The sequence below is a fragment of the Paenibacillus sp. J22P143 genome, from assembly GCF_059692035.1.
The window spans coordinates 573,935-588,438 of the sequence record NZ_JCAUAQ010000002.1 but is presented as its reverse complement, the minus strand read 5'-3'; the positions used below and the strand labels follow the sequence as shown (position 1 = coordinate 588,438).

General features: G+C 46.0%; 15 protein-coding genes and 1 riboswitch. Of the genes, 7 read left to right on the top strand and 8 right to left on the bottom strand.

Annotation, left to right across the window (positions count from 1 at the left end; translation table 11 throughout):
- Nucleotides 1–2: 2 nt before the first annotated feature.
- From AC58PQ_RS06305 to htpG, 3 genes are all read left to right on the top strand, one after another.
- A complete protein-coding gene (locus AC58PQ_RS06305) occupies nucleotides 3–671 on the top strand; it encodes an NAD-dependent epimerase/dehydratase family protein (RefSeq protein WP_497241104.1) in 669 nt (222 codons plus the stop codon).
- Nucleotides 672–793: 122 nt separating this feature from the next.
- Complete coding sequence (locus AC58PQ_RS06300; protein WP_497241103.1) at nucleotides 794–1,468, top strand: DUF559 domain-containing protein; 675 nt, start codon at nucleotides 794–796, stop codon at nucleotides 1,466–1,468.
- 585 nt (nucleotides 1,469–2,053) lie between these two features.
- On the top strand, nucleotides 2,054–3,934 hold the full coding sequence (gene htpG / locus AC58PQ_RS06295; RefSeq protein ID WP_497241102.1) for a molecular chaperone HtpG: 1,881 nt from the start codon (nucleotides 2,054–2,056) through the stop codon (nucleotides 3,932–3,934).
- A 24-nt stretch (nucleotides 3,935–3,958) separates the two neighbouring features.
- Here htpG and AC58PQ_RS06290 read toward each other — a convergent pair whose 3' ends face one another.
- Nucleotides 3,959–4,159, bottom strand: a complete 201-nt coding sequence (locus AC58PQ_RS06290; protein ID WP_497241101.1) for a hypothetical protein — start codon at nucleotides 4,157–4,159, stop codon at nucleotides 3,959–3,961.
- Nucleotides 4,160–4,243: 84 nt separating this feature from the next.
- A riboswitch (cyclic di-GMP riboswitch) is annotated at nucleotides 4,244–4,341 on the top strand.
- A 43-nt stretch (nucleotides 4,342–4,384) separates the two neighbouring features.
- Between AC58PQ_RS06290 and AC58PQ_RS06285 the strand changes: the two genes are divergently transcribed.
- Nucleotides 4,385–4,573: a hypothetical protein gene (locus AC58PQ_RS06285; RefSeq protein WP_497241100.1), complete on the top strand. Its 189-nt coding sequence runs from the start codon at nucleotides 4,385–4,387 to the stop codon at nucleotides 4,571–4,573.
- Between the two features lie 288 nt (nucleotides 4,574–4,861).
- Here AC58PQ_RS06285 and nrdR read toward each other — a convergent pair whose 3' ends face one another.
- Nucleotides 4,862–5,341 (bottom strand): transcriptional regulator NrdR, encoded by a 480-nt coding sequence (gene nrdR / locus AC58PQ_RS06280; RefSeq protein WP_056616650.1) that lies wholly within the window; start codon nucleotides 5,339–5,341, stop codon nucleotides 4,862–4,864.
- A gap of 111 nt (nucleotides 5,342–5,452) precedes the next feature.
- On the opposite strand from nrdR, the gene AC58PQ_RS06275 reads away from it, so the two are divergent.
- Complete coding sequence (locus tag AC58PQ_RS06275) at nucleotides 5,453–5,662, top strand: alpha/beta-type small acid-soluble spore protein (RefSeq protein WP_497241099.1); 210 nt, start codon at nucleotides 5,453–5,455, stop codon at nucleotides 5,660–5,662.
- A gap of 108 nt (nucleotides 5,663–5,770) precedes the next feature.
- Here the strand turns inward: AC58PQ_RS06275 and AC58PQ_RS06270 are convergent, their stop codons facing one another.
- The 5 genes from AC58PQ_RS06270 to polA all read right to left on the bottom strand — a co-directional run bounded on the left by AC58PQ_RS06270 (nucleotide 5,771) and on the right by polA (nucleotide 11,424).
- Nucleotides 5,771–6,352, bottom strand: coding sequence for a lytic transglycosylase domain-containing protein (locus AC58PQ_RS06270; RefSeq protein WP_497241098.1), 582 nt, complete (start codon nucleotides 6,350–6,352; stop codon nucleotides 5,771–5,773).
- Nucleotides 6,349–6,945, bottom strand: a complete 597-nt coding sequence (gene coaE / locus AC58PQ_RS06265; RefSeq protein WP_497241097.1) for a dephospho-CoA kinase — start codon at nucleotides 6,943–6,945, stop codon at nucleotides 6,349–6,351. The genes AC58PQ_RS06270 and coaE overlap by 4 nt, the downstream gene beginning before the upstream one ends.
- A 35-nt stretch (nucleotides 6,946–6,980) precedes the next feature.
- Nucleotides 6,981–7,748, bottom strand: a complete 768-nt coding sequence (locus AC58PQ_RS06260; RefSeq protein ID WP_497241096.1) for an MntP/YtaF family protein — start codon at nucleotides 7,746–7,748, stop codon at nucleotides 6,981–6,983.
- A 98-nt stretch (nucleotides 7,749–7,846) separates the two neighbouring features.
- Complete coding sequence (gene mutM / locus AC58PQ_RS06255) at nucleotides 7,847–8,707, bottom strand: DNA-formamidopyrimidine glycosylase (RefSeq protein ID WP_497241095.1); 861 nt, start codon at nucleotides 8,705–8,707, stop codon at nucleotides 7,847–7,849.
- Between the two features lie 53 nt (nucleotides 8,708–8,760).
- Nucleotides 8,761–11,424 carry a DNA polymerase I gene (gene polA, locus AC58PQ_RS06250; RefSeq protein ID WP_497241094.1) on the bottom strand — a complete coding sequence of 888 codons (2,664 nt, stop codon included), beginning with the start codon at nucleotides 11,422–11,424 and terminating at the stop codon, nucleotides 8,761–8,763.
- Nucleotides 11,425–11,650: 226 nt separating this feature from the next.
- Here polA and AC58PQ_RS06245 point away from each other — a divergent pair, with 226 nt between their 5' ends.
- Nucleotides 11,651–12,400 carry an HAD family hydrolase gene (locus AC58PQ_RS06245; protein ID WP_497241093.1) on the top strand — a complete coding sequence of 250 codons (750 nt, stop codon included), beginning with the start codon at nucleotides 11,651–11,653 and terminating at the stop codon, nucleotides 12,398–12,400.
- Nucleotides 12,401–12,424: 24 nt separating this feature from the next.
- Here the strand turns inward: AC58PQ_RS06245 and AC58PQ_RS06240 are convergent, their stop codons facing one another.
- Entirely contained in the window at nucleotides 12,425–12,604 is a 180-nt protein-coding gene (locus AC58PQ_RS06240) for a hypothetical protein (RefSeq protein ID WP_497241092.1), read from the bottom strand.
- 227 nt (nucleotides 12,605–12,831) lie between these two features.
- On the opposite strand from AC58PQ_RS06240, the gene AC58PQ_RS06235 reads away from it, so the two are divergent.
- The gene (locus AC58PQ_RS06235; protein ID WP_497241091.1) at nucleotides 12,832–14,439 is read left to right on the top strand and encodes a response regulator; all 1,608 of its coding nucleotides are present in this window, start codon (nucleotides 12,832–12,834) and stop codon (nucleotides 14,437–14,439) included.
- Nucleotides 14,440–14,504 lie beyond the last annotated feature (65 nt).

Here is a 14,504-nt window from a genome sequence, read left to right as displayed (position 1 = left end):
CTATGAATGTTCTAATTTTTGGAGCAACGGGGATGGTCGGACAAAGCGTCCTTCGTGAATGTCTGCTCGATCCTCAAGTTAATAACGTAGTATCCATCGGTCGTAGCGCTACTCATCAGTCCCAAGCGAAGTTCCATGAGCATGTTCTCAAGGATATCACCGACTTATCAGCACTTACGGAAGAGCTTTCGAGCATAGATGCTTGCTTCTTCTGCCTCGGCGTTTCTTCTGTGGGCATGAGTGAGGAGAAGTATCACGCGATCACCTACGATCTGACCATGAGCATTGCAAATACGTTAGTCAAAGTCCAGCCCCAGATGACCTTCGTCTACGTGACGGGCGCGAGTACCGACAGTACCGAGCAAGGCAGCAGCATGTGGGCGCGTGTAAAAGGCAAAACGGAAAATGCCCTCCTTAAGCTGCCTTTCAAGTCAGCCTATATGTTCCGACCAGGCGCTATTCTGCCGAAGAATGGCGTCAAATCCAAAACCAAGCTATACCAGACCTTTATTGTCATCTTGCGCCCGATTTTCCCACTCTTGCATAAATGGTTCCCTAATTCCGTCATCAGCTCCGAGCAGATTGGCCGTGCCATGATCTCTGTCGCACGAGACGGATATCCGAAAGCCATACTGGAGAGCACCGATATTCGCGATGCTTCTGGGAAATAGGGTGGCGTATTGACGTAATTTCCCATATACGTATTTCCAAGAGACGAAGAACGTCCCTGTCCATTTGTTCATGAATGGCACAGGGGCGTTCTTTCTTTATTTATGGGGAGGAATTTGCCACTATGGATTCCGAGAACATGCATGCTTTATGGATTCAAAACCATCTGGATAATAGGACAGGAGAACGCAGAGGCCGCTTGGAGCGCGGACATCGGGAGGCCGAAAGGCTATTTTGTCACAATGTCTGGTGGATGCTGCGAGGAAATTTCGACGATTTGCATCCGGAATTCGAAGTCCTCGATTGGAGAGGATTATCTTATTTCTGCGATTTCGTTTGGCTGACGAAGTTCGTTAAGCTGATCATCGAAATTAAGGGCTTTGGCCCACATGTCAGAGATATGGACAGGCAAAAATATTGTAACGAGCTGAACCGGGAAACATTTTTAGCCGCGATGGGATATCAAGTGATTTCATTTTCTTATGATGATGTTGTAAATCGCCCTGACTTATGTATCACACTGCTACGTATGTTGATTAGTCGATTTCAAGCGACTTCGTCACCGGTAACTCTCGACAATGTCATGGAACGAGAGATCCTTCGGCTAGCCTATACGCTGGCTCAGCCTTTGCGCCCCATTGATGTTAGGACACATCTTGATATCAACTACCGCTCAGCTGTTCGAGTGCTCCAATCACTCTGCAAAAAAGGCTGGTTTGCCCCGCAAACAGGAGCTGAAGGAAAGCATATTCTTCGTTATGAGCTTGTAAAAAGGGATCCTATGCGCATGATGTGGTGAGTTTATGTGTGTTAGGTGAGTAGGTGGTGGTAGATGCGTGAGATTGGTGGAGGCGTGGGGCGTGGGGTTTGGTGGTGGATGGGCGGTGATGCTGGATCCGTGGGGATTGTGGAGGTGTAGGAATGGTGGTGGAACTCTTGGAGGTTATCCTATTGGAGGTTGTTTGAGGCTTCTGTTGAGAAATGTTGGATTGAACTTCTGAAAAATGCAAATATGCAACCTTTTCTCCACATTCACCCTCGGAATTAGCGAATGCGTGCAAATATGCAACCTTTTTAACGAATTTCAAGATTATCTCCTCCAATTGCAACAAATTGATGCCTATTTGCATCAATTTCTAATTAATGAAGGTAAACCAATTCCAAAACTGCACTTTTGCATTTTTGACAGTGTTATCTGCCCTGGAGACATCATTACATCGTATTTATATACGTCATCGCAATGTTAACTGCCTACCACATCAGATAAAATCCCCTTTACCAATTGACATTAAATTTCAGGGATGTTATAAAGTTAGTGTATAGCACTCACAGTGTGCGAGTGCTAATTATTAAACCTGTTACATATTCGAAAGGAGATCTATCCGTGGAAAAGAAACAGTTTCAAGCCGAATCCAAGCGTCTTTTGGAAATGATGATTAATTCGATTTACACACAACGCGAGATCTTTCTAAGAGAGCTTATTTCCAACTCCAGCGATGCGATTGACAAAATTTATTACAAAGCGCTAACAGACGACTCGCTCGTTTTTGACAAAGATAGCTATTTCATCAAACTTACTGCTGATAAAGATAATCGCATGTTAACGATCCGCGATACAGGGATCGGGATGACCAAGGAAGATCTTGAGAACAACTTGGGGATTATCGCGAAGAGCGGTTCACTTGCTTTCAAGAAAGAGAACGAAAGCAAAGAAGGACACAACATTATCGGTCAATTCGGGGTAGGCTTCTATTCCGCATTCATGGTCGCTGACCACATTGCTGTAACCAGTAGAGCTCTCGGCAGTGACACAGCATACAAATGGGAATCCGATGGCGCAGACGGTTACACGATTGCTCCTGCAGAGAAGGATTCCGTAGGTACAGAGATCGTCCTCTCCATCAAAGCGAATACCGAAGATGATAACTACGACGAATATTTGGACGAGTATCGCCTCAAAGCGATCATCAAGAAATATTCCGATTTCATCCGCTACCCGATTAAAATGGACATTACCGGCAAGCGTTTGAAAGAAGGCAGCGAGAGCGAATTCGAGGACTATCAAGAAGAGCAGCATGTGAACAGCATGGTGCCGATCTGGAGAAAGAACAAAAGCGAGCTTACACCTGAGGATTACGAGAAGTTCTACCATGAGAAGCACTACGGCTTCGACAAGCCGCTGAAGCATATTCATGTAAGTGCAGATGGCGCGGTTGTGTACCAAGCAATCCTCTTTATCCCTGAAAACATGCCTTATGACTACTATTCCAAAGAATACGAGAAAGGCTTGGAGCTTTACGCGAACGGCGTTCTCATTATGAATAAATGTGCGGATCTGCTTCCTGACTATTTCAGCTTCGTCAAAGGTATGGTCGATTCCGAAAGCTTATCACTCAACATTTCCAGAGAGATGCTTCAGCATGATCGCCAACTGAAGCTTATTGCTAAGAACATTTCCAGCAAAATTAAAGGCTCACTACAAAGCCTCCTGAAGGATGAGAGAGAGAAATACGAGCAATTCTACAAATCCTTCGGCAGACAGCTTAAATTCGGCGTATACAGCGACTACGGCACGCATAAAGAGCTTCTGCAGGATCTTTTGATGTTCTCATCCTCCAAGGAGAAAAAGCTCGTCACATTGGACGAGTATGTTTCAAGAATGCCAGAAGACCAGAAGTACATTTACTATGCTTCCGGTGAATCGATGGAAAGAATCGATAAGCTTCCGCAAACCGAGCTTGTGACGGATAAAGGGTACGAAATCCTTTACTTCACGGATGACATTGATGAGTTCGCAATTAAAATGATTATGACCTACAAAGAGAAAGAATTTAGATCTGTTTCGAGCGGAGATTTGGGTATTGATATCGAGGATAACCAAAACGATTCCGAGTCTGACAAAAAGGAAAACCAAGATCTATTCGACTACATGAATGGCTTATTAGCTGGCAAAGTGTCGAGCGTTAAAGCTTCCAAGCGCTTGAGAAAGCATCCTGTCTGCTTATCCACAGATGGCGATGTCACCATCGAAATGGAAAAAATCTTGAACGCAATGCCGAACAACCCGAACGTGAAAGCCGAGAAGGTACTGGAAATCAACGTCAACCACGATGTTTTCGCTTCCTTGAAGGATGCTTTCGAGAAAGATAAAGAGAAGTTGAACCTCTATACAGCGCTCTTGTACAATCAAGCTCTCCTGATCGAAGGCTTGCCGCTGCAGGATCCAGTTGAATTTACGAATGATATTTGTAAAATAATGGTTTAATCTTGTTCATTTAAGCACTGCAACTTATAGTTGCGGTGCTTTCTCATTTGGGTTAGGTAGGACCCGAAGGGATACAGGCGTAATTTCGACATATGCGTTAATAGCTTCTGGACGAGAATAGACATAAGCGATTAAGCGATCTTGATCAATGCCTAACGCCTCCGCAACCTTAACAATATCCAATTCTTGAATCATTTTTCTGGATTTTGGGCTATTGACGGACATATATTTCAACCATCCTTCGAATTAATGTAATTAATAGCAAGTCAAACCTAACCTGTGATATAGTTTTCATAAGAGCGATTATCGGTATGAAAAGGGCAAACCCATTGAAAAGTGGTGACGCAAAGCTAAAGGGACTACATTGGTATTTCTATTACAGTCCGATATGTCAGCCAGCTACCACCTCCATCCGATTATGGCAGTCCGACAAAGGAGGAAATCTGAATCGTGAGTAAAATAATGATTGACGGCAATATGAGCTTAGATGTGAAGCAATTAATCGATCATTTACATCTCCCAGAAAGTGATATTTTGGACATGTTCTCCTTTACATTTGGTAACAACGTATTAACAACTGAAGAAGCCATCCGGTTCATTCAGTTTCTTCGAAGTGAATTGGACAATCGCACTCAATAAACGAATTATGCCTTATCGCATTCAAAAATACAGTCGGTTGATGTCAATAGATTAAATTTTTTTTAAAAGCTCATGAGGTGGCGTGTTTATTGACTTCTCCGTCATGAAGCAGCAAAAGACAGCGGGATCACCGCTGTCTTTTTTTTATTTTTTGTCACATTTCGAAAAAAAACAAATCAATTCGTGTCATCATCTGAATTCCCAAGCAAAGTTAAAACATATAAAGCCGCTTCGCCTTATGAAATCATTCACAAGGCGAAGCGGCTATTTACGTAGAGTATGCGCTACTTATTTATCGCGGAGTAGACCGACGTCATGCTTTCCCAATATTTGCGTTAACTCCTTCAAAAACATGTTGATGTCCTTGAACTGCCTGTATACAGAGGCGAAGCGAATGTAGGCCACTTCATCGACGGGGTACAATTGCTCCATCACAATTTCACCAATGCCAAGGCTATCGACTTCGGCATGAGCCGTAGTACGAAGCTGCATTTCGACTTCGGAGACGAGCATCTCTAGCCGCTCCATGGAAACCGGTCTTTTTTCACAAGCGCGAATTAAGCCCCGTAAAATTTTCTCACGACTAAATTCTTCCCGACTTCCATCTTTTTTAATCACAATTAAAGGCGTTTCTTCTACCATTTCAAAAGTCGTGAATCTTCGCGCGCATTTCTCGCATTCACGGCGCCGACGAATGGATTTATTCTCATTGGCAGACCTCGAATCAAGCACCTTCGTACCAGAATGGTCACAGAACGGGCATTTCATTCGCTTTCATCTCCTTTCTCTCTTGGAAATATCTTTACCAGATGTTACATGTCTTGAAGTTTGGTGTTCTGCACACAATAGATTTACCAACCGACAAGGAGGTGAACAGACATGAGTTCAAACAATACTTTAGTCGTTCCACAAGCTAATGCAGCCTTGGATCAGTTGAAATACGAAGTAGCTCAAGAGCTTGGTATTGCTATCCCACAAGATGGCTACTATGGCAACATGACTTCTCGTGACACTGGATCTATTGGTGGTAGCATTACTCGTCGCCTGGTACAAATCGCAGAACAATCTCTAGCAGGTCAATTCAAGTAATCTTGAAAACACACGCTTTTGACTCTGCACACAGGAAGTATTGGACTTTACGCTCCATTAGGAGCTAGTCCAATGCTTCTTTGTTTTGTGCGGCAAGACTAGATTAGACTAGGCAGCTGCATCCTGCCATTGCTCTGTATAAAGCTTGGTATACTTCTCATAGTAATAGAGGACGCGCTGCACATAATGACGGGTTTCCCCAAACGGAATATCACGGATATTCGACTCTGTTCCATCCCAAACGCCATTATTTTTCCATTTATTCACATTACCTTGGCCTGCATTATACGCTGCTATCGCGTAGACTAAATTCCCATTATAATGCTTGATCAACCAATTTACATACCATGACCCTAAATAAATGTTAATATCCACACGAAGCAAATCTTCTTGTGTATGAGGCCCTAAATTTGAAGATTCCACAATCCAATCGGCTGTGTCAGGCATAAGCTGCATGAGCCCTAAGGCTCCTTTACTCGATTCTAAATGATATTGATAATTCGTTTCCACCCGAATAATAGCTGCAATCAGAAACGGATCTATATTGTGTTTCGCCGCGCTTTGCTTAATCTCCTGCTGAAAGTAGATGGGGTATAGCTTTCTACCTATTTTTGCGCTATTCATGAAGAGGATCATGACAAAAACAATAAGCAGAAGAGCAAACATTCGCTTTTTCCGAAAGAACGTCATGCTAATCCCTTCCCTACCCAAAACCGCTCTACCCTCATGTTGGTTTCTTCCCAAGTCCCGCTATTATCAATGACGATATCCGCTAGCTTACGTTTCTCCTCGATAGGCATCTGGGCATCAAGCCGAAGCTGCGCGGTCTCATCTGACAAGCCATCTCGCTGCATCAGTCGTTCCAATTGCAAGTGGCGCGGAATATAAACAACCATAATCTCCTGAAACATGGAGACCAAATTCGATTCTATAAGTAAAGGAACATCAACCACAACAAGCTTCGCGGGATAGTCCTGTTCACACGATGCCATTTGTTCACGCATCCTTGCGCGAATAGGGGGATGAAGCAACCCCTCCAGCTGCTTTCGCGCTTCAGGGGATCCAAAGATGATTTCACCAAGCTTCTTGCGTTGCAGTGATCCATCCGTTCCAATCACAGCTTGTCCAAAATGCGCAGCAACCTGTTCAAGAACAGGGCTGCCAGGCTCGACAACATCACGAGCAATCTGATCGGCATCGATTAAAAGGGCGCCACGGCTAACGAGCATACGGCTAACCGTACTTTTTCCACAGGCAATACCGCCTGTTAAGCCGATATTCATAAGCTCTTCCCTCCTAAAAGTTCATTGATAGTGAACTATAGCATTTTCAAAAGTCCCATGACAATAAGCACACATCCTGGAAGGATAGACAGCTTCTTCATCCAGGTCATCTCGGCATACCGGAAACCAATCCGCAAGCCAACAGCAAGTAAGGATCCGCTTGAAATAGAAATGACAGAAGCCGTTAATAACGGCACGAAGCCGATGAGGGCAGCACCGATTCCCGCTCCGAAAGCATCCAAAGACAGGGCTAAGCCGAGCAAAGTGGCCTCAGAGGCTGAAATATTTCCCGACTTATCAACATCCGCAATGGAGGGTGTACGTAAAATTTGAATCACAAGACCAAAGCGTTTCAGTTCAATATTAAGTATCTCTTTCGTTCGTTGTAAGGTGTCAAACGTCATTGGCTCCACATAGCCCGAGTTGCGAATATCCGAGTAAGGCATACTGCTGACGACAGCTTGATCAAGAGGAGCAGCGGCTTGGTCTTGTTGGTCTTGTTGGTCTTGTTGGTCTTGTTTCTCTTGGTTTTTCTGCCCTTGTCTCATTTGAATAAGAGCCCAAACACCAATGCCGATTAAAATCAAGGCGCCAATTCGTTTCGCAAACGAGGGGGGCATGAAGGAAGACATCAGAACGCCGATCTGCATCGAAGTAAAAATGATGATACCAGACCAAAGCGATATTATCCCAATAGATACTAGCGGTATTCGGATTTTGCGTAACCCATACATCACACCAACACCGAAACCGTCCAGAGAAACCGCAAATGCCAAAATGAGCATAGAAATGACAGGGAGCATACAAACCCTCCTAAGCGTTTTACCTATCAACGAGCTCTGCGAGCTAGTTATCCAGGCTAAGTACTCCATATCATATGGGGAGGGTATGTTACAGGTGCCTATTTCTCTGACTTCTTTCGTGACCGCTTGGGCTTCAAAGGTTGACAAGTGAGACAAATGTGCGTCCCTCTGCCTCCCACCACTGTTTTCACAATTTCATTTGCACAAGCTTTGCAGGGCTGTGATTGTCTGCCATAAATGTTCAATTGGTGTTGGAAAAGGCCGATTTCACCTTGCCCATTCACATACGATTTAATCGATGAGCCGCCTACCTCAACCGAATCTTGGAGGGTACGAATAATCGACTCATGCAACAATTCAAGCTCCTTCTTGCTCAGCGATGACGCTTCCCGTTCGGGATGGATTCCCGCTAAGAAGAGAGACTCGTCTACATAAATATTCCCAATGCCCACGATATATGCTTGATTGAGCAGCAGGGGCTTGATCTTCGTGGAACGATGGGCAATCACCTCTTGGAAAGCTTCCAAGGTAAACGCCTCGTCCAATGGCTCAAGACCGAGCTTTACCAGCGGAGGCTGCGTAAGCTCATCACCCTTCGGGAACAGATGCATCGTTCCGAATTGCCGCACATCCTTGTATCTCAGCTCACTCTCATCAGTAAAACGAAACAACACATGCGTGTGCGGTTCAAGCGGATCATCACCTGCATACAAGCCGTATCGGCCTTCCATGCGCAAATGGGAAACCATCACGTAGTCCGTGAGCACGAAGCGAAGAAACTTCCCTCTTCGTTCTATCGTTTCAACCGTTTGTCCTTGCAGCAGCGTCTCGAACTGCTGAATATCGTCAGGCTTTTGAATGATGCGAGGCAGCCTGACCTTAACATGGGCAATCGTTTTCCCAGTAATTAACTCGTTTAATGTTCGTTTGACGGTTTCGACCTCGGGTAGCTCAGGCAAGGTGTTCACCTCCTTCTTGATGTTGGGAGCGGCTCAAGCTGATAGAGCAACGGTTACTTCGCATCATACCAAGTAAGTCCGAAATCCACGTCTGCACGTAAAGGAACGTCCAGCGTAAGCGCCGCGGCCATGACTTCAGGCACGAGCTGGCGCATCGTTTCCAGCTCATCGGCTGGCACTTCAAACACGAGCTCATCGTGTACTTGAAGCAGCATGCGGCTCTTCAGCCCTTCTTTAACCAATCTGTCCGCCATTTGAACCATGGCAAGCTTGATGATATCCGCGGCTGTTCCTTGAATTGGCGTGTTCATCGCGGTACGTTCCGCGAATGAACGTATATTAAAGTTCGATGCCGTAATTTCAGGCAAATAACGACGACGCTGCAACAACGTCGTGACATAGCCATCCCTGCGCGCATCCTTCACAATGTCATCCATATAACGGCGAACCCCTTGGAAGACGGCAAAATACTGTTCAATGAACTGTGCCGCTTCGCGACGGGTAATATCTAAGTTTTGAGACAAGCCCCAATCGCTGATGCCGTAAACGATACCGAAGTTAACGGCTTTCGCTTGACGGCGCATATTACTGTCGACGGCGCTTTCCTCCACCCCGAAGACGTCCATTGCCGTCTTTGTGTGAATGTCCATATTTTGAAGGAACGCTTCCGTCATCTTCTCATCCTGCGAGATGTGCGCTAGCACGCGCAGCTCGATCTGCGAGTAATCCGCAGCAAGGATGTACCATCCAGGCTCGGATGGAACGAAGACCTTGCGGATCTTGCGCCCCTCTTCCAGACGAATCGGAATGTTCTGGAGGTTCGGGAACTGGCTGCTGAGACGTCCCGTTGCGGCAATCGTCTGCCGGTAATAGGTGTGCACCTTACCGGTCTCAGGCCGCACCTCTTTGAGCAGCCCCTCGACGTACGTCGACTGCAGCTTCGCTAGCGAGCGGTAGTGCAGGATCTGCCCAACAACTTCGTTGTAGGGCGCAAGACGTTCCAGCACCTCGGCATCCGTCGAGTAGCCGGTCTTGGTCTTCTTCGAAGATGGCAGCCCCAGCTTCTCGAACAGAATCTCACCGAGCTGCTTCGGTGAGTTGATGTTGAACTCGACGCCGGCGAGCTTGTAGATGCTGGACATGATCGCGTCCAACTGCTTGCCAAGCTCCACGCCGAGCGTTTTAAGCCCTTCGGCATCCACGCTGATGCCGCGCATTTCCATCTCGGCGAGAACGCCTGCGAGAGGCAGCTCAAGCTCGTAGAAGAGGCGATGCATCTCGCCCTTCTCTAATTCATCGCGCAGCACAGGAACCATGCGCGCCATCGCCATCGCTTTGCGACCCAGGTGGTCGCTAAGCGCAGATAGTTCCGGCAGGCGAAACTTCGCGCCTTTGCCGAACACATCCTCGTCTGCCTTCACGTTAGGCAGACCGTACTTCACAGACAGGCCGCTCAAGCTGAGATTCGACTCCGTCGGATCGAGGAGATAAGCGGCCAGCAGCACGTCAAAATCCACCCCTGCGAGGTGGATGCCCTGCCAGGCCAACGCGAGCTGCGCGCGGTGCAGGTCGAAGAGCTGCTTCTTCTTAGAAGCATCGCTGAGCCAATCGCGCAGCGGTTTGCCTGCTTCACTCTGTAGCAGCGTAAATGGCACATAGTACGATGTATTTCCCCCACCATCGTCAATAAACCACACAACCCCAACCATGACGGCTTGATGCGGGTTTTCGCCGACAGCTTCCACATGGATAGCCGCATGATCATCCAATTTGGCAATCAAGGATTCGATGTTCTCTTCTGTAACCGCAACGGCTGATAAACTCTCGACCACGAGATCTTCAGCTTCCACGGTAACGGATCCGAAGTCCATCTTCTCTAGTAATGATTTGAACTCCAGCTTCCTGAACATACCGGACAGAGCTTGTCCGTCGAAGCCATCATAGCGGAACGAATCCCAAGCTGTTTCCATCGGAACCTCACGGTAGATGGTTGCCAACTCCTTGCTCATGATTGCACTCTGTGCATGCTCTTCCACTTTTTCTTTCATCTTGCCCTTCAGACTTGCTGTGTTCGCTAACACTTCCTCGACAGAGCCGAAGTCATGCAGCATTTTGAGCGCCGTCTTCTCACCTACGCCGGGGATACCCGGAATATTATCGGACGTATCGCCCATGAGACCTTTTAAATCGATCCACTGATCCGGTGTAAGACCGTATATTTCTTTTATAGCCGCTGGACTGTATAAATCCATCTCACTTATTCCCTTGCGGGTAATCGCAACCGTAACCTGCTCAGAGGCGAGCTGGAGCATATCTTTATCTCCCGATACGACAAGAACTTTCTCCCCTTTGACATCTGCGGCCTTTGTCAATGTACCGATAATATCATCCGCTTCATAGCCAGATAGCTCGAATTGCGGAATTTTGAACGCTTTCAGCAGTTCCTTGATCAGAGGAAATTGTTCAGAGAGCTCCGTCGGCGTTTTCGCACGACCGCCTTTATATTCGGTATATTCTTTATGTCGAAACGTAATTTTCCCCGCATCGAAGGCAACAAGAAAATGGGTTGGCTTTTCTTCTTCTATTAATTTCAGCAGCATCGTTGTAAATCCGTATACCGCATTGGTATGTAAACCGCTTGAATTGCTTAGCAGCGGCAACGCATAGAAGGCACGAAACGCAATTGAGTTCCCATCAATAATAATAAGCTTATCCATAAGTTCCACCCCAATTTTAGACATACTTCCTTCATCATAGCATACGAAATAAAAATAAAAAAACGGTTCGCTACATAAACATCTAAGGAGACATAATAAACGACTACGCTGCCCTTCTTGGGCAGAAGCGTTTATCAGAAATAGTAACCAATTTATCCGATTCAACATAATAAATTCTACTATTTGTAAGTTTGGATGGTCCGGTCTTCAGAAGGAGGTTCTCCGTATGAGTCCTTTTTTCTCACCCACACGTAAAAAGGTTATATTTTTTGATATGAATAATACGATCTTAGATCGCAGACAATGCTTCGATTCCGCTTTTCTGGAGGTTATGCAGGATTTCACAGCAAGGTGGGAAACAGAGGATACGAAACTGACCGCGCAAGAGGCACTGCTTAGCTATAAATCCGAGTGGAGCCGCCATCGAAAAACACCGATTCGTTGCCCCATCTCGCCCGACGAGCTGCGGCATATTTGTTTAATCAAAGCGCTTCACCCGTTTCCTATCCAGGTTAATACGGCTTTTACACGAACTTTTTTCAATCAAGTAGAAGAACGAGAGGACAATTTCGTCGCCTTATTTCCGGGGGTAGAAGATACGTTAGAAGCGCTGTCTCGCCAATATAAGCTGGCCATCATTAGTAACGGTAATCGGAACCGTCTACAGCGCAATTTGGAGAAAATGAAGCTGACCTCGTGGTTTGATCAGGAGCGTTTGTTTACTACGGAGAATGATGGTCCACGCAAACCGCATCCAGCGATTTTTGAGCAAGCCCTTAAATCAATGAACACGGCTGCGGGCCAAAGTGTGATGGTGGGAAACTCGTGGCGTAACGATGTGGTAGGCGCAGCTTCAACGGGGATGGATGCGGTTTGGATACATCCGGCGAATATTAAGAAAATATCGGAGAGGCGAATCGGAAAGCAGAAAGTCATCATTGTTCGTTCATTCAAGCAGTTGATCTATACCTTCTGATTATTGAATTGGGCTATGTAAGTACTAACCTATCGCTTGAAAAAAATAAATACTGCCTTGATGTGCCTTCGCATGCTTCTTCAGCTGGGCAGCTGTTTGCGAAATGTGCTCGAGTGCAATGGGGGACTCACTGCTGCATATGACTAACGACAGCGAAAGCGTGACCCCCTCGCTTTTCACATGATGACCGCTCCGATCCACCACATGTTCCCACTCTTCTCCCTCGTAATACAGCCTTACGCCCGCTTCGAAACGATTAATAATTTCCTGACATAGCAGCTTCGGCGAAAGGCACGTGGATATCGCGATAAAATCATCCCCACCGATATAGGATAGGCTTGATTAAACTTATGTAAAATGTATGTAAAGACTTTCAATAAAAAAGAGGGAATTGCACTTTTTCCTCGAAAAGATGAGGGATGGATTGTTAGGTGCGTACAGCAGATCTCGTGCGGAAAGGACAATTGATGGAACAACAAGTAAAAATCTTGGCGGTAGATGATCGCTATGAAAACTTACTGGCGCTGAATAGCATTCTGGCGTCTTCTTCCTATGACGTTATTTCTTTACAATCAGGGGAGGAAGCGCTTCGATATTTATTAAAAGAGCCTGCCGATCATATCGCGGTCATTCTGATGGATGTGCAGATGCCAGGACTCAGCGGCTTTGAAACCGTAGAACTCATTAAGCAACGGAAAGCTTGTCAAGATATCCCCATCATTTTCTTAACTGCCCTCAGCACCTCGATTGAACATGTATTGAGAGGCTATCATGTGGGATCAATTGATTATTTATTTAAGCCTGTCCATCCCAAAATGCTTCGCATGAAAGTAGATGGATTCGTGAATATGCATCTGAACCATCAGAAGCTGAAGGCTCAGAGTGAGCTTTTACATAAACGCACCCTGGATCTAGAAGAAACGAATCGCAAACTCGCTGAAGCCGAAGCAAAATTAATCGAGCAGAATGTGCTTCTTGAAAATTGGGTCGAAGAGAGAACCTCTGAGCTAGTGGATGCTCATGAGAAGCTTATGAATTCCCAAGAGCATTTCAAAAAAATGTTCATCCTTTCACCTTCCTTAATGGCCATCCGTCGTCTTCCTGATCTTACCTATCTCGATGTTAATGAAAGCTGGAAGCAGCACACCGGCTACGGCGACGAAGTTATTGGCACACCATTAAATCTGTTGCGTGACGAATTCAACAATGTAACGAAGTATGGAGATATCGTACGGAATGAGAAAGTACGGTATGAAACCAAATCGGGCGAAATCCGAACCGCTCTCCTTTCCACAGAGATCATCGATATTGAGGATGAAAGCTGCTTGCTTCACGTATCTGTTGATATTACGGAAAGTCTGCGATTTGAAGCCGAGATGGCCCGCTTAGCTCAATTGAATCTTGTTGGGGAAATGGCCGCAGGTATTGCCCATGAGATTCGCAATCCCATGACGACTATTCGCGGTTTCCTTCAGCTTTTCCAAGAGAATGATCGCCATATGCAGAAAGAATATATCCCCATTATGTTAGAAGAATTGGATAGAGCGAATGAGATCATTACGGAATACCTCTCGCTTGCCAAAAATAAACAATCGCATCAGCGGCCCGAGCATATTAACCGCATTATTGAGAGCTTGCTGCCCCTGATTCAAGCAGAGGCTGTGATGTCTGGCAAGCACGTCGATGGACGATTCGGCAATTGCCCAGTGATACAGCTCGATGATAAAGAAATGAGACAGCTCATCCTGAACATGTGTATGAATGGACTTGAAGCCATGAATATTGGCGGGACACTGACGATTCAAACCTACCAGGACATTGAGCATGTTGTACTCATGATTGCAGATCAAGGCAGCGGCATTAAGACGGAGCACTTGGAGAAGCTAGGACGGCCATTCTTTACCACGAAGGATGAAGGAACCGGACTAGGCTTAGCCATCTGCTACAGCATTGCGGCAAGGCATCAAGCGACTATTGAAGTCAGTTCAAGCACGAATGGGACAACCTTCTTGATTCGCTTCCCGTTACCTCAAAATTAATGAAAGGGCCGCCTCCTAAGTAGATGGATCTACTTTTGGAGGCGGCCCTTCTCATTTGCTTTTTA

What these genes read in the sequence shown, in the direction of transcription:
- AC58PQ_RS06305 (WP_497241104.1), top strand. Translation starts at nt 3, where the DNA reads ATGAATGTTCTAATTTTTGGAGCAACGGGGATGGTCGGACAAAGCGTC.
- AC58PQ_RS06300 (WP_497241103.1), top strand. Translation starts at nt 794, where the DNA reads ATGGATTCCGAGAACATGCATGCTTTATGGATTCAAAACCATCTGGAT.
- AC58PQ_RS06290 (WP_497241101.1), bottom strand. Translation starts at nt 4,159, where the DNA reads ATGTCCGTCAATAGCCCAAAATCCAGAAAAATGATTCAAGAATTGGAT.
- nrdR (WP_056616650.1), bottom strand. Translation starts at nt 5,341, where the DNA reads ATGAAATGCCCGTTCTGTGACCATTCTGGTACGAAGGTGCTTGATTCG.
- AC58PQ_RS06275 (WP_497241099.1), top strand. Translation starts at nt 5,453, where the DNA reads ATGAGTTCAAACAATACTTTAGTCGTTCCACAAGCTAATGCAGCCTTG.
- AC58PQ_RS06270 (WP_497241098.1), bottom strand. Translation starts at nt 6,352, where the DNA reads ATGACGTTCTTTCGGAAAAAGCGAATGTTTGCTCTTCTGCTTATTGTT.
- coaE (WP_497241097.1), bottom strand. Translation starts at nt 6,945, where the DNA reads ATGAATATCGGCTTAACAGGCGGTATTGCCTGTGGAAAAAGTACGGTT.
- AC58PQ_RS06260 (WP_497241096.1), bottom strand. Translation starts at nt 7,748, where the DNA reads ATGCTCCCTGTCATTTCTATGCTCATTTTGGCATTTGCGGTTTCTCTG.
- polA (WP_497241094.1), bottom strand. Translation starts at nt 11,424, where the DNA reads ATGGATAAGCTTATTATTATTGATGGGAACTCAATTGCGTTTCGTGCC.
- AC58PQ_RS06245 (WP_497241093.1), top strand. Translation starts at nt 11,651, where the DNA reads ATGAGTCCTTTTTTCTCACCCACACGTAAAAAGGTTATATTTTTTGAT.